The organism is Streptomyces echinatus (assembly GCF_014203595.1).
Classification (GTDB): domain Bacteria; phylum Actinomycetota; class Actinomycetes; order Streptomycetales; family Streptomycetaceae; genus Streptomyces; species Streptomyces echinatus.
This window is the reverse complement of sequence record NZ_JACHJK010000006.1, coordinates 1-19,196: the sequence shown is the minus strand read 5'-3', so window position 1 is coordinate 19,196 and position 19,196 is coordinate 1. Positions and strand designations below refer to the sequence as shown.

Annotated in this window: 21 protein-coding genes and 1 riboswitch; of the genes, 8 read left to right on the top strand and 13 right to left on the bottom strand. The window is 73.7% G+C overall.

Features of this window, described 5'->3' with window-relative positions:
- Positions 1-7 precede the first annotated feature (7 nt).
- The 9 genes from FHS34_RS17875 to FHS34_RS43465 form a co-directional block, all read right to left on the bottom strand.
- Entirely contained in the window at positions 8-1,210 is a 1,203-nt protein-coding gene (locus FHS34_RS17875; protein ID WP_184966427.1) for an LLM class flavin-dependent oxidoreductase, read from the bottom strand.
- Positions 1,211-1,335: 125 nt separating this feature from the next.
- The gene (locus tag FHS34_RS43800; protein ID WP_313149281.1) at positions 1,336-1,449 is read right to left on the bottom strand and encodes a putative leader peptide; all 114 of its coding nucleotides are present in this window, start codon (positions 1,447-1,449) and stop codon (positions 1,336-1,338) included.
- Between the two features lie 14 nt (positions 1,450-1,463).
- A complete protein-coding gene (locus FHS34_RS17870; RefSeq protein ID WP_184966425.1) occupies positions 1,464-2,273 on the bottom strand; it encodes a GNAT family N-acetyltransferase in 810 nt (269 codons plus the stop codon).
- Positions 2,274-2,333: 60 nt separating this feature from the next.
- The gene (locus FHS34_RS17865) at positions 2,334-3,353 is read right to left on the bottom strand and encodes an ABC transporter substrate-binding protein (RefSeq protein ID WP_184966423.1); all 1,020 of its coding nucleotides are present in this window, start codon (positions 3,351-3,353) and stop codon (positions 2,334-2,336) included.
- 55 nt (positions 3,354-3,408) lie between these two features.
- On the bottom strand, positions 3,409-4,200 hold the full coding sequence (locus tag FHS34_RS17860; protein ID WP_184966421.1) for an amino acid ABC transporter ATP-binding protein: 792 nt from the start codon (positions 4,198-4,200) through the stop codon (positions 3,409-3,411).
- Entirely contained in the window at positions 4,197-5,180 is a 984-nt protein-coding gene (locus FHS34_RS17855; protein ID WP_184966419.1) for an amino acid ABC transporter permease, read from the bottom strand. The genes FHS34_RS17860 and FHS34_RS17855 overlap by 4 nt, the downstream gene beginning before the upstream one ends.
- Before the next feature lie 171 nt (positions 5,181-5,351).
- Positions 5,352-5,501, bottom strand: coding sequence for a hypothetical protein (locus tag FHS34_RS17850; protein ID WP_184966417.1), 150 nt, complete (start codon positions 5,499-5,501; stop codon positions 5,352-5,354).
- A gap of 32 nt (positions 5,502-5,533) precedes the next feature.
- Positions 5,534-5,644, bottom strand: a riboswitch (SAM riboswitch).
- A gap of 78 nt (positions 5,645-5,722) precedes the next feature.
- Positions 5,723-6,610, bottom strand: coding sequence for a glutathione S-transferase C-terminal domain-containing protein (locus FHS34_RS17845; protein ID WP_184966415.1), 888 nt, complete (start codon positions 6,608-6,610; stop codon positions 5,723-5,725).
- A gap of 79 nt (positions 6,611-6,689) precedes the next feature.
- Positions 6,690-6,812: a putative leader peptide gene (locus FHS34_RS43465; protein WP_263978406.1), complete on the bottom strand. Its 123-nt coding sequence runs from the start codon at positions 6,810-6,812 to the stop codon at positions 6,690-6,692.
- A gap of 183 nt (positions 6,813-6,995) precedes the next feature.
- Here FHS34_RS43465 and FHS34_RS17840 point away from each other — a divergent pair, with 183 nt between their 5' ends.
- The 7 genes from FHS34_RS17840 to FHS34_RS17810 all read left to right on the top strand — a co-directional run bounded on the left by FHS34_RS17840 (position 6,996) and on the right by FHS34_RS17810 (position 14,273).
- Positions 6,996-8,156, top strand: coding sequence for an NAD(P)/FAD-dependent oxidoreductase (locus tag FHS34_RS17840; RefSeq protein WP_184966414.1), 1,161 nt, complete (start codon positions 6,996-6,998; stop codon positions 8,154-8,156).
- Positions 8,153-8,455, top strand: coding sequence for a (2Fe-2S)-binding protein (locus tag FHS34_RS17835; RefSeq protein ID WP_184966413.1), 303 nt, complete (start codon positions 8,153-8,155; stop codon positions 8,453-8,455). Before FHS34_RS17840 ends, FHS34_RS17835 begins: the two co-directional genes overlap by 4 nt.
- Positions 8,448-9,950: an NAD(P)/FAD-dependent oxidoreductase gene (locus tag FHS34_RS17830; protein WP_184966411.1), complete on the top strand. Its 1,503-nt coding sequence runs from the start codon at positions 8,448-8,450 to the stop codon at positions 9,948-9,950. Before FHS34_RS17835 ends, FHS34_RS17830 begins: the two co-directional genes overlap by 8 nt.
- A 69-nt stretch (positions 9,951-10,019) precedes the next feature.
- Positions 10,020-10,916 carry a dihydrodipicolinate synthase family protein gene (locus FHS34_RS17825; RefSeq protein ID WP_184966409.1) on the top strand — a complete coding sequence of 299 codons (897 nt, stop codon included), beginning with the start codon at positions 10,020-10,022 and terminating at the stop codon, positions 10,914-10,916.
- Between the two features lie 11 nt (positions 10,917-10,927).
- Positions 10,928-11,929, top strand: coding sequence for a proline racemase family protein (locus FHS34_RS17820; protein ID WP_184966407.1), 1,002 nt, complete (start codon positions 10,928-10,930; stop codon positions 11,927-11,929).
- A gap of 22 nt (positions 11,930-11,951) precedes the next feature.
- Positions 11,952-12,641 carry a GntR family transcriptional regulator gene (locus tag FHS34_RS17815; protein ID WP_184966405.1) on the top strand — a complete coding sequence of 230 codons (690 nt, stop codon included), beginning with the start codon at positions 11,952-11,954 and terminating at the stop codon, positions 12,639-12,641.
- Positions 12,642-12,842: 201 nt separating this feature from the next.
- Entirely contained in the window at positions 12,843-14,273 is a 1,431-nt protein-coding gene (locus tag FHS34_RS17810; RefSeq protein ID WP_184966403.1) for an amino acid permease, read from the top strand.
- Between the two features lie 28 nt (positions 14,274-14,301).
- On the opposite strand, the gene FHS34_RS17805 is transcribed toward FHS34_RS17810, so the two are convergent.
- From FHS34_RS17805 to FHS34_RS17790, 4 genes are all read right to left on the bottom strand, one after another.
- On the bottom strand, positions 14,302-15,516 hold the full coding sequence (locus FHS34_RS17805; RefSeq protein WP_184966401.1) for a sensor histidine kinase: 1,215 nt from the start codon (positions 15,514-15,516) through the stop codon (positions 14,302-14,304).
- A gap of 34 nt (positions 15,517-15,550) precedes the next feature.
- On the bottom strand, positions 15,551-17,305 hold the full coding sequence (locus FHS34_RS17800) for a sodium/solute symporter (protein WP_184966399.1): 1,755 nt from the start codon (positions 17,303-17,305) through the stop codon (positions 15,551-15,553).
- A 52-nt stretch (positions 17,306-17,357) separates the two neighbouring features.
- The gene (locus tag FHS34_RS17795) at positions 17,358-17,726 is read right to left on the bottom strand and encodes a hypothetical protein (RefSeq protein ID WP_184966397.1); all 369 of its coding nucleotides are present in this window, start codon (positions 17,724-17,726) and stop codon (positions 17,358-17,360) included.
- Positions 17,727-18,080: 354 nt separating this feature from the next.
- Positions 18,081-18,569 (bottom strand): GNAT family N-acetyltransferase, encoded by a 489-nt coding sequence (locus tag FHS34_RS17790; RefSeq protein WP_184966395.1) that lies wholly within the window; start codon positions 18,567-18,569, stop codon positions 18,081-18,083.
- 308 nt (positions 18,570-18,877) lie between these two features.
- Here FHS34_RS17790 and FHS34_RS17785 point away from each other — a divergent pair.
- The coding region (locus tag FHS34_RS17785; RefSeq protein WP_184966393.1) for an MBL fold metallo-hydrolase at positions 18,878-19,196 on the top strand (319 nt) is incomplete at its 3' end.

The window sequence follows — 19,196 nt, the reverse complement described above, 5'->3', positions numbered from 1 at the left end:
CCGGCTTTCAGACTGCTGCGTAGCGGTTGGCGGGGCGGGTGAGGCCGAGGAGGCCGCGCAGGGTGCCGGACTCGTAGGCGTCCCGGAAGCGGTGGCGGCGCTGTAGTTCGGGCACCAGGTCCCCGGTGATCCGGGGCAGGTCGTGGCCGGCGACCGCGGGCCGCAGCCGGAATCCGGTCAGGCCGCCGCCGGCCAGGTCCTCCAGCAGGTCGGCGAGTTGGGCGGCCGTGCCGGCGAAAATCCGGGCGTCGCTGGTGTACGGCTCGCCGGCGAGGGTGTCGAGGCGCTCGCGGCGGGCCTCCGCCTCGGCCCGGCTGTCGTCGAGAAGGACGACGAGGTCACCGAAGACGTGCAGCGTCTCGTCGGCGCGGCCGGCCTCCGCCTGTCCGGCGCGGATCTCGGCGACGATCGCGCGGGCCTCCGCCCGGTCGTGCGGGGTGACGTAGCCGATGTCGGCCTGGCGGGCCACCAGCCGGTACGGGACGGGCTGGTGGGCGAGGGCGGTGACCGGCGGCTGGCCCTGCGGCGGGCGGGGGGTGATGGAGGGGCCCTTGACGCTGAAGAAGCGGCCCTCGAAGTCGATGTAGTGCAGCTTGTCCCGGTCGATGAAGCGGCCCGTCGCCGCGTCCCGGATCTCGGCGTCGTCCTCCCAGCTGTCCCAGAGCCGGCGCACCACCTCCACGTAGTCGGCGGCCTCGTCGAACAGCTCGGTGATCACCTCCTGCGCGGCCGGGCCCTCGAAGGAGTCGATCCGGCGGATGGTACGCCGGCCGAAGTGAGCGGCCTCGTCGGGGCGGGCGGTGACCCGCACACGCACGCCCGCGCGCCCGGCGCTGACGTAGTCCAGGGTGGCGATCGCCTTGGAGATGTGGAACGGCTCGGTGTGTGTGGTCACCACGGTCGGGACCAGGCCTATGTGCCGGGTGAGGGGGGCGACCCGCGAGGCGACGAGGACCGCGTCGAGCCGGCCGCGGACCTGGTCGGTGCGCTCGTCGGGGGCGAGGATCCGGGAGGACTGCGGGCCGAGGCCGTCCTCGATGGTGACGAAGTCGAGGAGGCCGCGCTCGGCCTCGGTGATCAGATCGGTCCAGTATCCGGCGGTGAGCAGGTCCCGGGGGCGGGCGACCGGCTCGCGCCAGGACGCGGGATGCCAGCCGGTGCCCTCCAGGGCCACGGCGAGATGCAGGTGCGCGGGGGAAGTCGAGGACACGGCGGTGCCTTCCTTGATGTCCGTACGAGGAACACCGGCTCGCGGGGCGGGCGCCGGCCGGGGCAGGCGGCGTCGGCCGGGGGCGGGCGCGGCGGGGGGACCCGGGCCGGGGGGGCCGGGGGAGGTCAGTGGCGACAGAGCGCGGCGGACACGCGCTGGAGATCTATGTGCGGCCGGGAGTGCAGACGGACGGAGCGGTACGGGTGCGGGACGCGCTGGGGGCGGGTCCACGGGGGCACTCGGGTCACGGCCGTCACCTCCCTCCGGCGGGCGCGGCGGGCCGGGTCGGCGCCCGCCTGGCGGATCTCGTCGTGACACTCAACGTCCGGCCGGCGCCCGGTGTTCCCGGGCTGCGGAGTTCGGCGATGCGGTTGCGGCGGCGCAGGGCGAAGCCGATCGACTCGTACAGCCGGATCGCGGTCGCGTTGTCGGCGGCGGCGTGCAGGAACGGCGTGTCCCCTCGGTCCCGGATGCCCGCCGCGACGGCGCGCACCAGCCGGGTCGCCAGTCCCCGGCCGCGGTGTGCGGGGTCGGTGCACACGGCGCTGATCTCGGTCCAGCCGGGCAGCCGCAGCCGCTCGCCCGCCATGGCGACGAGTCTGCCCTCGTGCCGGATGCCGAGATAGGTGCCCATCTCGATGGTGCGGTTCAGGAACGGGCCGGGCCGGGTGCGGGCCACCAGGCCGAGGATCTCGGGGACGTCGTCGGGACCCAGCCGTACCGCCTCCGGGTCCGGTTCGGCCCGCAGCGCGGTGTCGACGAGCTGGACGCCCTCGCCGCCGCCGAGGACGGCCCAGCCGTCCGGCACCTCGTCGACGGGCTTGACCCGCACGCGGGCGCCGGGCCCGAGGAGCGTGTGCAGGTCGGTCCAGGCGGCCGGGTCCGCGGGGTCCGCCAGGGCGGCGAAGGCGTAGCGGTCCGCCCGGTAGCGGGCCGCGCGGCCGTGCCGCTCGGCGAGGTGGGTGTGCGGTCCGGTGAGGGCGGCCCAGACGGCGTTGTCGAGGACGGGGGCATCGGGCAGGGACGGGGCTCCGCCGCCGCGGACGTCGGTCGGGTGTGCCACGGAGGCGGAGTCCTTTCCTGGTGCGATGTGCGGGGAGGGACAGGATGCGGTGACGGCCGGTCAGGAGTTGTCGAGCGGCAGTCCGGGCGGGTTGATCTCCGACTTCGCCACGGCCTCGTTGGAGAGGTTGTAGGCGGCCAGCCACTTGGCGTACTGCCCGTTCTCGATGAGGTGGTTGATGGCGTCGGCGACCGGCTTGGCGAGGCCGCTGTCCTTCTTGGAGGTGGCGGCGATCAGACCCTGGAGCGTCTCGCCGGCGCCGGAGAAGGTACCCGCGTTGCGGGTCGGGTTGGGCGTGTTCGCGGTCTGCCGGGAGCGGTAGGCGACGGCGGGGTTGGGACCGAAGTAGGCGTCGACCTTGCCGCTTCTCAGCGCCAGGTTGATGGCGTTCTGGTCCGGGAAGTACTTGACGGTGAGCTTCTTGCCCTCCTTGGCCAGCTTGGCCTTCCACTCCAGGAGGATCTTCTCCTGGTTGGTGCCGGAGCCCACCGTGACCGTCTTGCCGACGAGGTTCCGGTAGTCGCCGTCGAAGTTCCAGGTGCTCTTCTTCGGCACCTCGAAGGCCAGGTTGTCCTTGCGGTAGGAGGCGAACTCGTACTTCTTCTTGCGTTCCTCGGTGTCGGTGACGTTGGAGAACGCCACGTCGACCTTGCCGCTGTCGACCCCGACGAAGAGGTTCTCCCAGGTGGAGTTCTTGATCTCGGGCTCGAGGCCGAGGACGGCGGCCACCAGGCGGCCGAGGTCGGGTTCGGAGCCGGTGAGGGTCTTCTGGTCGCTGCCCACGTAGTTCAGCGGCGCGGATCCCGAGGGCAGGGCGCCGACGCCGATGACGAGCTTGCCGCTCCTGCGGACGGAGGCGGGCAGTTCGGCGCTGATGGACTTCACTTCGGAGACCTTCAGCTTCGTCTCCTTGGCGGCTCCGTTGGACAGCTGCCCCACGGTCACCGTGCCGGCCGACTCGGTGGTGGTGGCGGCGTCGCTGTCTCCGCCGCAGGCGGCGAGAGCGCCGGCGAGGGAGAGGGTCGTGGTCGCCGCGGTGAGTCCGCGTATCAGGCTGCGTCGGGAGAACTGGCTGGGCATGGCTGTCCTTGTCTTTCGGGATCTTTCTGGAGTCTCATTGCGGGGCGGGGCGAGGTCAGAGGACCTTGCCGAGGAAGTCCCGGGTCCGTTCGTGCCGGGGATTGTCCAGCACCTGGGCGGGCGGGCCCTGTTCGACGATCCGGCCGGCGTCGATGAAGACGACCCGGTCGGCGACCTCGCGGGCGAAGCCGATCTCGTGGGTGACGATGACGAGCGTGGTACCGCTGGTCGCGAGGTCCTTGATGACGGCCAGCACCTCGCCGACGAGTTCGGGGTCGAGCGCCGAGGTCGGCTCGTCGAAGAGGATGATCCCGGGCCGCAGGGCGAGCGCGCGGGCGATGGCCACGCGCTGCTGCTGACCGCCGGACAGCTGCCGCGGGTAGGCGCCGGTGCGGTCGCCGAGACCGACGCGTTCGAGCAGTTCGCGGGCGAGCTCCCGGGCCGCCGGCCTGCTCAGCCTGCCGGTGGCGACGGGGGCGGCGGCGACGTTGTCGAGGACGGTCAGGTGCGGGAAGAGGTTGAAGTTCTGGAAGACGAAGCCGATACGGCTCCGCTGGGCGAGGATGGCGCGCTCGCTGAGTTCCCTCAGCCGTCCTCCGTGCCGCTTCACCCCGATGAGTTCGCCGCCCACGCTGACGTGGCCGATCTCGGGCTTCTCCAGGTGGTTGACGACCCGGAGCAGGGTCGACTTGCCGGAGCCGGACGGGCCGAGGATCACCGTGACCTCGCCGGGGCGGACGGTCAGGTCGATGCCGTCGAGCACGCGGTGGGTGCCGTACCACTTGTGGACGTCGTGCACCTCCAGCGCGGCGGGTGCGGTCTTCTCCAGGATCGGGGCGGTGGTCATACGGCGGCCTCCCTGCGCAGCCGGGCCCGCAGCTCGGTCAGTGCGGTCCGGGCTTGTTGCAACGGGGTCGGCGGCAGGGAGCGCGTGGCGCCCCGGGCGTAGTACCGCTCGACGTAGAACTGGACGACGGACACGGCGCTGGTGAGGATCAGATACCAGACGGTGGCGACCATCAGCAGCGGCACGATGTCGCCGGGGTAGGTGTTGCCCATCGACTGCACCGAGCCGAACAGGTCGAGCAGGGAGACGTAGAACACCAGGGACGTGCTCTTGATCAGGCCGATCAGCTGGTTGACGTAGTTCGGGGTGATGGACCTGAGGGCCTGCGGGAAGACGATTCTGCGGAACTGGTAGCCGCGGGGCAGGCCGAGCGCGGCGGCCGCCTCGTGCTGTCCCTGGTCGACGGAGAGGACGCCGCCGCGGACCACTTCGGCCGCGTAGGCCGCCTCGTTGAGGCTGAGGCCGATGACGGCGATGGTCATGTCGGTGGCCAGCTTCGACTCGTCGAAGCTGATGAAGGCCGGTCCGAAGGGCACACCCAGGCTCAGTGTCCTGTACAGGGCGCTGAAGTTGTACAGGAAGATCAGCACGACGATCAGCGGTATGGAGCGGAACAGCCAGGTGTACGTCCAGCTGACCGCGCGCAGCACGGGGCTTCCGGAGAGCCGGCCGAGTGCCAGCAGGATGCCGCCGAGGAGGCCCAGGACGGCGCTGAGCGCGGCGACTTCGAGGGTGACGAGGAGGCCGTCGAGGACGGTCGGGCGCAGGAACCAGTAGCGGAAGCGGTCCCACTGGTAGAACGGGTTGGTGACAAGCCCGTGCAGGATCTGCGCGACGAGGACGAGGACGACGGCGGTGACGATCCACCGGCCGGGCCGGCGCAACGGCTGAACTCGCTGAGCGGTCAGCTTTCTTGACGGGATGTCGGTGGATGTGGGCGCCTCGGCGAGGGAGACGGCGGCGCCTGGGGGTTCACTCATGAGGGGCTCCGGCGGAGTCGGACACCCCGGGGCCGCGGACGGGCGGGCGTGGGCCACGTCGGCGCTACGGCACGAGGTGGCCCACGGGCCGGCGCGGAACCGGGGGCTGGGCGGACAACGGCACACCGGGCGGAGGGTGCGCGGCGGGAACGCGGGGGCTGGAAGGAGAGGTCAGCCCTGGCGGCGGGCAGAGCCCGGCGCGGTACACAGTGCGCTGTTCACGCGGAGCAGATCGACGGCGCGGTCGGCGACGAGCAGACCGGCGGACGACGGTACGCGGCCCTGGGAACGGCTCGCGGCCGTCCTGGGAGCTGCGTCCATGGCGTCACCTGTCACTGTTCCGGCCCCGTGGGGCCTCGCGCTTACCGAGAACGTCGTCCGGTCCGGTCGTCACCTGGGGCACCCCACCGCGGTGCGAGGGTTGCCGGTCAGCGAGCCAGGGCTTGGCGCTGACGCTCATGACCGTTCTTGGGCCGTAAGTAAGGCAGTTGCCCGTTCGAATGTCAACGGCCGTCCGACAGGTGGACCCGGAAGGGACGCTCTCACCTGCGAGGAGTGTCCGGGGAGCCCGCGGCGTGGCTCGCCCAGTCCAGGATCTGGACCGCGGCTCCGGCGGCCTCCAGTCCCTGGCAGCGGCCGTGGTGGCGGCGGGCGATGCCGTCGAGGTCGAGATGGCGGCCGAAGGCGGGACGGGCGGCCAGACGCCGGGCGTAGGCCCACAGCGCGCGGTGGCCGGCGATGCGGTGGACGGCGGCGGCGTCGAGGTGGCAGCGGTGGACGGTGTCCAGTTGCACCAGGGAGACCCAGAGCTCGATGTCGGCGGCGGTGAGCCGGCCGTCGGCCAGGTACTCCTCCTCACTCAGCCGCCGTTCCAGCCGGCCCAGGGTGTCCAGCAGCACGTCGAGCGCGGCGGACCGCTCCTCGGGACCGGCGCCGGCCCGGCCGGCGCGCTGGGCCGCCGCTTCGATGCCCTCGGCGCACATCCGCTCCACCGCCTCGATCACGGACTCCAGGCCGGCGGGATACAGGCGGGTGCGGCCGTCGTGCCGGAACCGGTCCAGGTCGCGCAGGATCTCGGGGGTGTGGGTGCTGACGATGCGTCCGGACCAGTCGTCGCTGAGGACGGGCGCGAGCGCCGGGCCGGTGTAGTGGTGGGCGCTCGCCTCGTACAGCGGGCGCAGCGCCGCGTGGCCGCCGCCCGGACAGTCCGGGACCGGGGGCAGGAGGGTGACCGGACAGCTGGCGCCCAGTCCGAGCAGGCTGTGCCCGACGGCGAGGCTCAGCCCCTCGGGGCACGCGGTCGACAGATGGAGCCGGTAGCGGTGCGGCACGGCGTAGTGGCCGCTGCGCGCGTCCCGGCCGATCCGGCCCCGGAAGACGGGGGCGGGGCGACGGGCGGAGGGGACGGCGGCGAGCGGAGTGACGGACATGGCTCTCCCCGGGTCGTGGGCGTGCGGACGGGTGCTCAGGCACGGGCGCGGCCGGCCGGCGGCGGGCGAGGGGCCCGGTTCAGCGGTGGCGGCTGATCGCGCTGCAGACGCGCTGGAGGTCGATGTGGCGGCGGGAGGTGAGCAGGGGGGCGCACAACGGCGTCCGGCGTGTCCGGCCGGTGCCCGTCTCGCGGCGCGTCATGATTCCCTACCCGTTCACTAGGATTCCCTTCCTGGAGTGTCGATCCGGCTCCGTACGACGTCAAGGGGGCGTCCACGCCTGGGACTCCGGGCGGGTGACGAGGGCGGTCGAGGGCGCGCGGCCGGGCGCGCCCGAACGGTGCGGGGTCTCCTCAGCGAGAGAGACATGTGACATAGTACTGGCGTGGCGAAGCGACTGACCTGCGATGTCGTGGTCGTCGGAGCCGGCATGGTGGGCGCGGCCTGTGCGCTGTACGCCGCCCGGTCCGGCCTCGACGTGAGGGTGGTGGACCGGGGTCCGGTGGCCGGCGGCACCACCGGCGCCGGCGAGGGCAATCTGCTCGTCTCCGACAAGGAACCGGGCCCGGAACTGCGACTCGCCCTGCTGTCCGCCCGGTTGTGGGCCGAACTGGGCGACGAACTGGGCGCCGCGATCGAGTACGAGCCCAAGGGCGGCCTGGTGGTCGCCTCGACTCCCGGCGTCCTGGCCGCGCTGCGGGACTTCGCCGCGGGTCAGCGCACCGCCGGCGTCACGGCCGAACCGGTCGACGCGGACCGACTGCCGGAACTGGAACCGCACTTGGCGCCGGGCATGGCGGGCGGCGTGCACTATCCGCAGGACGCCCAGGTCATGCCCGCGCTCGCGGCCGCCCGGCTGCTCCGCGCCTCCGGCGCCCGGCTGCACCCGGGCCACACCGTGACCGGCGTGCTGCGCGCGGCGGACGGCACGGTGTACGGCGTGCGCACCGACCGCGGCGACATCCACGCCCCGGCGGTGGTGAACGCCGCCGGCACCTGGGGCGGCGACCTCGCGGCGCTCGCCGGCGTCCGGCTGCCGGTGCTGCCCCGGCGCGGCTTCGTCCTGGTCACCGAACCTCTGCCGCGGACGGTCCGGCACAAGGTGTACGCCGCGGACTATGTGGCCGACGTCGCCAGCGACTCCGCCGCCCTGCGCACCTCACCGGTCGTGGAGGGCACGGCCGCGGGACCGGTGCTGATCGGCGCCACCCGGGAGAGGGTGGGCTTCGACCGCTCGCTCTCCCTGCCCGCGGTACGGGCGCTCGCCGCCGGGGCGATCGGGCTGTTCCCGTTCCTGGAGCGGGTCCGCGCGCTGCGCACGTACGCGGGCTTCCGCCCCTATCTGCCCGACCACCTGCCGGCCATCGGCCCCGACCCGCGGGCGCCCGGCCTGTTCCACGCCTGCGGACACGAGGGGGCCGGCATCGGACTCGCCACCGGCACCGGGCGGTTGGTCGCACAGGCGCTCACCGGGAAGACCCCGGAGCTGGATCCCGCGCCGTTCCGGCCGGAACGGTTCGACACCGATGGAGGCGATGCCCGGTGAATCCCATGGAACTGGTCCGGGCCCGGCCGGGCGCTTCCCGCACCGTCACCTTCGACGGCCGGCCCCTCGCGGCGCTGCCGGGCCAGACGGTCGCGGCGGCGCTGTGGGCGGCGGGCGTGACGGCCTGGCGCAGCACCCGGGGCGCCGGCCGGCCCCGCGGGGTGTTCTGCGGGATCGGGGTGTGCTTCGACTGCCTGGTGACCGTCAACGGCCGGCCGAACCAACGGGCCTGTCTGGTGCCGGTACGCCCCGGCGATGTGATCCGCACGCAGGAGGGGACGGGACGGGACGATGACTGAGCGACCGCGTCTCGCCGTCGTCGGCGCGGGCCCGGCCGGCCTCGCCGCGGCCCTGGCGGCGGCCGAACGGGGCGTGCGGGTCACCCTCGTCGACGCCGCCGAGCAGGCGGGCGGACAGTTCTACCGGCAGCCGGCCGCCGCCCTCGGCGCCCGCCGGCCCCAGGCGCTGCACCACCAGTGGCGCACCTGGGAACGGCTGCGGGCCGGCCTCGACCGGCACCGCGCGGCCGGCCGCATCCTTCACCTGACGGATCATCATGTGTGGTGTGTGGCGCGGGATCCGGCCGCGGGGGTGTTCGGTGTGCACGCCCTGCGCGGCCCGGCGCAGGAGGAGGGCGTCGTGGTCCGCGCCGACGCCGTGCTGCTCGCCACCGGCGGCTACGAACGGGTGCTGCCCTTCCCGGGCTGGACCCTGCCCGGCGTCGTCACGGCGGGCGGCGCGCAGGCCATGCTCAAGGGCGGCCTGGTGCTGCCCGGACGGACGGCCGTGGTCGCCGGGACCGGCCCGCTGCTGCTGCCGGTGGCCGGCGGGCTCGCCGCGGCCGGTGCCCGGGTCGCGGCGCTGGCCGAGTCCGCGGGTCCCGCCGCGCTGCTGCGCCAGGCACCCGCCCTGGCCGCCCAGCCGGGCAAACTCGCCGAAGGCGCCGGATACGCGGCCCGGCTGCTGCGGCACGGGGTACGCGTCCTGACCCGGTGCACGGTGGTGGCGGCGCACGGCACCGACCGGCTGGAGGCGGTGACGGTGGCGGCGCTCGACCGGGACGGCAGCCTCCGGCCGGGGAGCTACCGCCGGATCCGCTGCGACACCCTCGCCGTCGGCCACGGCATGCTGCCGCACACCGACCTCGCCGAGACCCTCGGCTGCTCCCTGTCGGGCACCGCCGTACGGGTCGACGACGAGCAGCGCACCGACGTGCCCGGCGTCTGGGCCGCGGGAGAGGCCACCGGGATCGGCGGGGCCGCGCTCGCGCTCGCCGAGGGGCACATCGCCGGACGCTCGGCCGCGGCCCGGCTGCGCGGCACCGCCCCCGACCCGCGCCGTTGGGCCGCCGCCGGCCGGGCCAGGACCCGGCTGCGGGAGTTCGCCGCCGCCCTCGACGCGGTGTACGCGCCGCCGGCGGGCTGGGCGGAACGGCTTCCGGACGAGACGGTGGTGTGCCGCTGCGAGGAGGTCACCGCCGGGGAGGTGCGCGGCGCCGTGGACCCGCTCGGCGCCGGGGACCTGCGCACCGTGAAACTGCTCTCGCGGGCCGGGATGGGCTGGTGCCAGGGCCGGATGTGCGCTCCGGCGGTGGCGGGTCTGACCGGCTGCCCGCTCACCGCGGGGCGCCGGCCGCTCGCCCGTCCGGTACCGCTCGGCGTCCTGGCCGCCCTGCCGGACACGGACACCGGCCTGCCGGAGACCGGTGACGACCTTGCGGAGGCGGAGGTCGGCCGTACGGCGGCGGAGGTCGGCCACCCGGTGGCGGACGCCGGTCCGCCGGAAACGGACTGAGACCCGCCGCCCCGTTCCTCCGCACCGACACCAGTAATATGTCACACCCCATTGAATGAGGGATCGCCCATGACGCACCCCGAGAACCGTCCCTGGCGTGGCATCCTCGTCGCCACCGCCCTCCCGCTCCGCGACGACCTCTCCGTCGACCACGACCGCTACGCCGAGCACTGTGCCTGGCTCGTCGCGAACGGCTGCGACGGCGTCGTACCGAACGGCTCCCTCGGCGAGTACCAGGTGCTCACCCCCGAGGAGCGCGCCCGGGTGGTGGAGACCGCCGTGGCCGCGATCGGCGGGGAGCGGGTGATGCCGGGCGTCGCCGCGTACGGCTCCACCGAGGCCCGCCGCTGGGCCGAGCAGGCGGCCGAGGCCGGCTGCGCCTCGGTGATGCTGCTGCCGCCCAACGCCTACCGCGCCGACGAGCGTTCCGTCGTCGCCCACTACACCGAGGTCGCGCAGGCCGGCCTGCCGGTGGTGGCGTACAACAACCCGATCGACACCAAGGTCGACCTGGTGCCCGAACTCCTCGCCCGGCTGCACGGCGAGGGGCTCGTGCACGCCGTCAAGGAGTTCTCCGGTGATGTCCGCCGCGCCTACCGGATCGCCGAACTCGCACCGGAGCTCGATCTGCTGATCGGAGCCGACGACGTGCTGCTGGAGCTGGCGGCGGCCGGCGCCAAGGGCTGGGTGGCCGGCTACCCCAACGCGCTGCCGCGCGCCTCGGCGGAGCTGTACCGCGCCGCGACGGCCGGCGACCTCGACACCGCGCTCCCCCTGTACCGGCAGCTGCACCCGCTGCTGCGCTGGGACTCGAAGGTGGAGTTCGTCCAGGCGATCAAGCTCTCCATGGACGTGGCCGGGCGGTACGGCGGCCCGGTGCGCCCGCCCCGCGTACCGTTGCTGCCCGACCAGGAGGCCGCGGTGCGTGCGGCCACCGAGAAGGCCGTCGCCGCGGGCCTCGCGTAAGGAGCCGGACCATGCGCAGCAAGCTCGTCCTGCACGCCGTGGACTCGCACACCGAGGGCATGCCGACCCGCGTGGTCACCGGCGGCATCGGCACCGTCCCCGGCGCGACCATGAACGAACGGCGGCTGTACTTCCGGGAACACCGCGACCACCTCAAGCGCCTGCTGATGAACGAGCCGCGTGGCCACGCGGCGATGAGCGGCGCCATCCTGCAGCCGCCGAGCCGCCCCGACTGCGACTGGGGCGTGCTCTACATCGAGGTCTCCGGCTATCTGCCGATGTGCGGGCACGGCACCATCGGGGTGGCGACCGTGCTGGTCGAGACCGGGATGGTGGAGGTCGTGGAGCCGGTGACCACCATCAGGCTCGACACCCCGGCCGGCGTGGTGGTCGCCGAGGTGGCGGTGGAGAACGGCGCCGCGCGCGACGTGACGCTGCGGAACGTGCCCTCGTTCGCCGTCGCCCTGGACCGGGGGCTCACCCTGCCCGACGGCCGCACGGTCACCTACGACCTGGCCTACGGCGGCAACTTCTACGCGATCCTCCCGCTCGACGCCCTCGGGCTGCCCTTCGACCGCGCCCGCAAGGACGACATCCTGGCGGCGGGCCTGGCACTGATGCGCGCGGTCAACGAACGGGAGGAGCCGGTGCACCCGGAGGATCCGTCGATCCGCGGCTGCCACCACGTCCACCTGTACGCGCCCGGCGCGACGGCCCGGCACTCACGCCACGCCATGGTCATCCACCCGGGCTGGTTCGACCGGTCCCCGTGCGGCACGGGGACGAGCGCGCGCATGGCGCAACTGCACGCGCGCGGTGAACTCCCGTTGCACACCGAGTTCGTGAACGAGTCCTTCATCGGCACCCACTTCACCGGGCGGCTGCTGGGGACGACGGAGGTGGCCGGGGTGCCGGCCGTGCTGCCCAGTTTCACCGGCCGCGCGTGGATCACGGGAACCGCGCAGTACCTGCTGGACCCGACCGATCCGTTCCCGGAAGGATTCGTCCTCTAGACTCACCCCGGTGATGCGTGACATGGCACAGAACACGCGAGGGGCGCCGACGGAGATGCCCGCGCTCCCCCGGCTCGGCGGCCGGCGGAGCAGCTACCGCGAGCGGGTGGCGGACGCCCTGCGCGCCGCGCTGATCGCGGGCGAGCTGCGGCCCGGCGAGGTGTACTCGGCGCCGTCACTGGCCACCCGGTTCGGCGTCTCGGCGACGCCGGTACGCGAGGCGATGCTGGACCTCGCCAAGGAGGGGCTGGTCGACACCGTGCCCAACAAGGGCTTCCGGGTCACCGCCGTCTCCGACCGGCAGCTGGACGAGTACACGCACATCCGGGCGCTCATCGAGATCCCCACCGTGGTGGCCCTGGCCCGCACGGCCGACCGGGTCTCGCTGGAGGCGCTGCGGCCGGCCGCCCGGGAGATCGTCACCGCCGCGGTGGCGGGCGACCTGATCGCCTATGTGGAGGCGGACACCCGCTTCCACCTCGGTCTGCTCGCCCTGGCGGGCAACGCCCACCTGGTCGAGGTCGTCGCCGACCTGCGGGGGCGCTCCCGCCTGTACGGTCTGACCGCGCTGGTGGAGGCGGGCCGGCTGCTCGCCTCCGCCGAGGAGCACCTGGAGCTGCTGGACGCCCTGCTGGAGCGCGACGAGAAGGCCGTGCACGCGATCATGACCCGGCATCTGGGTCATGTGCGCGGCCTGTGGGCGGCGGACTGACGGCGCCCGTCCCCTCCACGCCCCGAGGAGCGCGGCACCGGACATCCGGCGGCGCGAAGGCCGTGCCACGACGCTTTTTGCGCGCACAGGCGTCCTGCGCGAAACAACGAGCGGCGATTTTGTGTCAGATCGACGCATCCCCGACCATGGGGCCCGTCCCGGCGATCCCGGGACGTCAGTTCCATGAGAGGCGCACCACCCATGCACAGCACCGGGACCGTCCCGCAGCCGGCTCCGGCCCCCGCGGAGATCACCGCGGAGCCCCCCACGGTTCCCGTCGAGGACCCGGACCACGACACCGGCAGGCATGCCCGCCGGTTCGGCCTGCCCGTGGCCACCGCGCTGGTCATGGGCAACATCATCGGCGGCGGTATCTTCCTGCTGCCCGCCTCCATCGCCCCCTATGGCACGGTCAGCCTGGTCGCCTTCGTGGTGCTCACCGTCGGCGCCATCGCGCTCGCCCTGGTCTTCGGCCGGCTCGCCGCCCGCGACCCCCGCACCGGCAGTCCGTACGTCTACGCCCGCGAGGCGTTCGGTGACTTCGCGGGCTTCCTCGCGGCCTGGTCGTACTGGATCACCACCTGGGTGTCGAACGCCGCGCTCGCCGTCGCCGCCGTCGGCTACCTCGACGTGCTGATCCCGGTGAACGGTCACCGCTGGACCGCCTGTCTGGCCGCGCTGGCCCTGCAGTGGCTGCCCGCCCTGGCCAACTTCGCCGGCACCCGTTACGTGGGCGCCGTCCAGCTGGTCTCGACGGTGCTGAAGTTCGTGCCGCTGCTGCTCGTCGCGGTCGGCGGTCTGTTCTTCTTCGACCCCGACCGGCTGGGGCCGTTCAACACCAGTGGCCACGGCGCCGTCGGCGCGGTGTCCGCGTCGGCCGCCCTGCTGCTCTTCTCCTACCTCGGGGTGGAGTCCGCCGCCGTCAGCGCGGGCGAGGTCAAGAACGCCCGGCGCAACGTCGGCCGCGCCACCGTCATCGGCACCGCGGGCGCCGCGCTGGTGTACCTGCTGGGCACGCTGTCCGTGTTCGGCACGGTCCCGCACGACCGTCTGGTGACCTCCACCGCGCCGTTCTCGGACGCCGTGAACACGATGTTCGGCGGCGCCTGGGGCGGTACGGCGGTGGCGCTCGCCGCCCTGGTGTCGATGACCGGCTGCCTCAACGGCTGGACCCTGCTCAGCGCCCAGACGCCGTACGCGGCGGCCCGCGACGGTCTGTTCCCGAACGCCTTCACGCGCCGCCGGCGGGGCGTGCCCACGGTCGGCGTCGGCGTGACCGTCGTCCTCGCCTCGATGCTCACCGTCTACAACTACTTCTCGGGCTCGGGCAAGGTCTTCGAGGTGCTGGTCCTCGTCACCACGTTCACCGCGACCGTGCCGTATCTGCTGGCCGCCGCCGCGCAGATCTTCCACCTCGTGGCCGGCCGGCCCGAGGCGGTCGACCGGGCGCGGCTGGTGCGGGACTCCGTGGTCACCGCGGTGGCCGCCGCCTTCTCGGTCTGGCTGATGGCGGGCGCCGGCTACGCGGCGGTGTACCAGGGCGTGCTGTTCCTGTTCGCCGGGATCATCGTCTACGCCGTGATGGCCGCCCGGCGGCAGCGGCAGCAGGCACCGGCCACCGAGGTGCCGTGACCTGTTCGCCCCTCCCGCCGGCGGCCGGTCATCCCCTCCCGGACGCCGTGCGGGGCGGCGCGCTGTGCACTCCGGGCCGGTACTTGGGGATGCGGGCCGTGATCTTCATCCCCGCCCCGACGCCGGTCTCGATCACCAGACCGTGGTCGTCGCCGTAGACCTGCCGCATCCGCTCGTCCACATTGCGCAGCCCGATGCCCGTCGAGGGGCTGCCCTCGCCGCGCAGGATCCGGCGGAGCCGGTCCGGCTCCATGCCGACCCCGTTGTCCTCGATGACGATGCGGGCCGTCGCCCCCTCGTCCTGCGCGCTGATGGTGATCCGGCTGCGCTCGACGCTCTCCTCCAGCCCGTGCTTGACCGCGTTCTCCACCAGCGGCTGCAGGCAGAGGAAGGGCACCGCCACGGGCAGCACCTCCGGGGCGATCTGCAGGGTCACCTCCAGCCGCTGCCCGAACCGGGCGCGGACCAGCTCCAGGAACTGCTCGACGGAGCGCAGTTCCTCGGCCAGGGTGGTGAACTCGCCGTGCCGGCGGAACGAGTAGCGGGTGAAGTCGGCGAACTCCAGCAGGAGTTCGCGGGCCCGCTCGGGGTCGGTGCGGACGAAGGAGGCGATCGTCGCCAGGGAGTTGTAGATGAAGTGCGGGGAGATCTGCGCGCGCAGCGCCCGGATCTCCGCCTCGATCAGCCCGGTGCGGGTCCGGTCGAGTTCGGCGAGTTCGAGCTGTACGGAGACCCAGCGGGCCACCTCCCGGGTGGCCCGGACCACGGACGCCGACTCCGTGCCGCCGAGCACGACGAGGGCGCCGAGCACCCGCTGTTCGACGGTGAGCGGTGCGGCGGCGCCCCAGCGCACGGGGCAGTCCGGGTCCCGGCAGTCGACGGCGAAGGTCTGGGTGCGGCCGGTGTCCCGCACTTGGCGCCCCCGGTCCAGGACCGTGTCCTCGTGGTGCCGGCCCGGACCGTCCCAGGCCAGCAGCCGGTCGTCGGCGGTGAGGCCGAGCGCGGCCGTGCCGAACAGCGGCCGGAGCCGTCGTACCGCCTTGCGGGCCGCGTCCTCGGTGAGCCCGGCGCGCAGCGGGGGCGCGGCCACGGAGGCGGTGTGCAGGGTGTGGAAGGTGGCGCGTTCCACCGGGGAGCCGAGGTCCGTGCCGCCCTCGGCGGACCGGCGGGCGAGCAGCCGTCCCGCGGCGAGGCCCGCGGCGAAGAGCAGGGTGCCGCCCACGGCGACGAGCAGCCCGGTCATGCGCGGGTCCGGGCGGCTGCGGTCCGTGGGAGGGTCATGGGGTCGTCACTCCTCGGCGAGTGGTGGGCGCGCCCCGGCCGGCCGGGCGTTCGGGCAGATGGAGGCGGGCCATGGCCGCCTCGGTGCCGGCCGGGATCCGGTCCCGGGTGGCCAGGGAGACCAGGATCATGGTGAGGAAGCCGAGCGGCACCGTCCACACGGCCGGCCAGGCGAGCAGGGTGTGTGTCCAGCCGTCGGCCAGGGGGCCGGCGATGGTCAGCGCGACCGCGGTGAAGGCGCTGCCCCCGCCGGTGAGGAGCCCCGCGACCGCGCCGGGCGCGGTGAGTCCGCGCCACCAGATGCCCAGCACCAGCAACGGGCAGAAGGAGGAGGCGGCCACCGCGAAGGCGAGCCCCACGGCGTTGGCGACGGGGAGCTTGCTGGCGGCCACGCTCACGGTGACCGGCACGGCGACCGCCAGGAGCGTGGCGAGCCGGAAGCGGCGGACGCCGAGCGTCGGCAGCACGTCCTGGCTGAGCACGCCCGCGACGGACAGCGTGAGCCCGGAGGCGGTGGACAGGAAGGCGGCACAGGCGCCGGCGGCGATCAGCGCGCCGAGGAGGTCGCCGACGACGCCGCCGAGGAGCCGTTCCGGCAGCACGAGGACGGCGGCGTCCGTGTTGCCGGTGAGCAGCAGGTCGGGGGCGTAGAGCCGGCCGAGGAGGCCGTAGAGGGGCGGCAGCAGGTAGAAGCCGCCGACCAGGGCGAGCACGATCACCGTGGTGCGCCGGGCGGCGCGGCCGTCGGGATTGGTGTAGAAGCGGACGAGGACGTGGGGCAGCCCCATGGTGCCGAGGAAGGTGGCGCAGATCAGCCCGTACGTGGTGTACAGCGGGTGATCGTCCTTGCCGCCGGACAGCGGTGCCGCCCAGCCGGCGGCGCCGCCGCGCCGGACGTCGTCGCCCTCGCGCCCCGGCACCGGGGCCTCGGGCGGGAACCGGAGCGTCGTCCCGGCCCGGACCTCGTGCACCCCGGGGTCCAGCACCAGCCGGCCGCCGTCGTGGCCCTCGCCGTCCACGGTGCCGGTCACCACCGCCCGCAGCGGGGCGTCGATCCGAATGCGGACGGTGCTCTCGACGGTGACCTGGGTGTGCCGGCGGAAGGTCGGCGGCTCGTCCACGGCACGGGCCGGATGCGGGTCGCCGTGCCAGGCGATGACCAGGAAGACCGCGGGGACGAGGAGCGCGGTCAGCTTCAGGCAGTACTGGAACGCCTGGACGAAGGTGATGCTGCGCATGCCGCCGGCGGCCACGGCCAGGGTGACGACCACGGCGACGAGCACGCCGCCGAGCCAGCGTGGTGCGCCGGTGACGAGGCCGAGGGTGAGTCCCGCGCCCTGCAGTTGGGGCAGCAGGTAGAGCCAGCCGACACCGACGACGAGGACGCCCGCGACGCGCCGGGCGGCCTTGGACTCGAGCCGGGAGTCGGCGAAGTCGGGAAGGGTGTAGGCGCCGGAGCGGCGCAGCGGGGCGGCGACGAACACGAGCAGGACGAGATAGCCGGCGGCGTAGCCGACGGGGAACCAGAGCATCTCGACGCCCTGGGCGGCGACGAGTCCGGCGATGCCGAGGAAGGAGGCCGCCGAGAGGTACTCGCCGCTGACGGCCATGGCGTTGAGGTACGGCGGGACGGTACGGGAGGCGACGTAGAAGTCGGACGTGGTGCGGGAGACGCGCAGCCCCGTCGAGCCGATCACCAGGGTCGCGACGAGCGCCGCGGACACGGCCACGATGCCGTAGGTCTGGTTCACCCGGCGGCCCCTGGCGCGCGGCCGGGTCCGGGGGGCCGGACGTCGGTCACCGTCAGGACCTTTCGAGGTCCGCGGCGGTGTCCCGTTCGACGCGTTCGGCGCGTACGACGTACCACCGGCCGAGGACGACGAGGGCGGGGTAGACGGCGACACCGAGAACGGCCCAGACGATCAGCGCGCTGCCCGGCCGCACCGCGGGGTCCGGCAGGGCGGAGAAGGCGAGGGGAAGCAGTCCGGTCCCTCCGGCCAGCACACCGAACACCATTGCCCCGAGCCGGAGTTGACGTCGCATCAGGGCCTGGACGGCGAGGGGGTCGGCGGCGGGGTCCGCCGCGTGCACCCGGACGGGGCGGGCGGGCCGGTGCGAGGCGCGGGGAGCCCCCGTGACCACTTCACGTCGGGGAGTCCCGGGTGCACCCATGCCGCGTCCTCCGCCCCGCGAAGATCACACTTCGCTGTGGAGTCTACGCACCGGGAAACCAAAGGGACAGCTTCCGGCCGGCGGCCACGGTCGCGGCCGTCCGCCGTGGCCCTCGTGATGAGCGGATCATGCGCGAAGACCGAGCCGGACCACTCCCCCACGGCCTCCGGCTCGCGTTCCGAGGACACAGGTTCACCCACCGGCTCCGGTCGCGCGCCCGGGGAGGCCGGTCGCGCGGGCGATCACCGCTCAGGGGCAGAAGCGACGGCACACACGGAGCGCGCGGCGTCCGGCGGGTCCTGCGATCCGCCACCGTGCGGGCGCAGCCGGTGCCCCGCCGACCGGCACACCGCGTCATCCCGGAGGAATGCGGAACTCGAACTCGGGACGGTCCCACGGCACGGCGGGCGGGTTCGCGAACGCGGTCCCGGTCCGCACCGCACCGACGCGGTGGTAGAAGTCCTCGGCGGGAAGGTGCGACACGACCTTGAGACGGTCGATCCCGGCGGCACGGGCCTCGGACTGCATGTGCGCGACGAGTCGCCGTCCAATACCCCGCCCCTGCACTTCGTCGGCGACGAACAGCAGGTCGAGCTCCGGTGGAGCGAGGACGAGCGAGTAGAACCCGAGGACCCGGCCTCCGTGCTCGTCGGCGTCTACGGCCACGAAGGTGCGGTGGGCCTCGATGTAATCGGGACCGACCCGGTAGCCCGCGACCGCGGCTGCGTACTTGCCCTCGTAGGCGCTGGAGCCCCGCACGAGCCGCGTGAGCCGTTTGGCATCCCGCGCGACGGCCCTCCGTATCGTGATCGGCTGGCTGGTCGGGGAAGTCCGTGAACTCATCGGGAGAGTATTTCGCACCGGGAAGCGCCTTCGTGCGCCGGGTCGGCTGCTCGGGCAGGCGTTCCCGCACCGCTCCCGGGAACCGCTCGCCCAGGCCCCGGCCGGCCACGTTCGCCGCCGGCACCGCGCGAACGTGGCCGGCCGGGGAAGATGGCACCGCTTCCGCCGCTCCCCGTTCCGGCCGCCGGCCTGCCCCGGTCACGCTCCGGTCGCGCCGGGGCACCCACCGCGGGCGCCCCGCTCCGTCGGGAAAGGAGACGGCACAGGCAATGGATCACCCTGTCCCGCTCTCCGGGTACCGTCAGGGTATGAGTCATCCGCACCCCGAGCTGAAAGCCGCGCCGCCCCTTCCCGAAGGAGGGCTGCGGGTCGTCGCCCTGGGCGGCCTTGGTGAGATCGGCCGCAACATGACCGTCTTCGAGCACGCGGGCAAGCTGCTCATCGTCGACTGCGGCGTGCTGTTCCCCGAGGAGACCCAGCCCGGCGTGGACGTGATCCTGCCGGACTTCACCTCGATCCGGGACCGGCTCGACGACATCGTCGCCGTGGTCCTCACCCACGGCCACGAGGACCACATCGGCGGCGTGCCGTACCTGCTGCGCGAGCGGTCCGACATTCCCGTCGTCG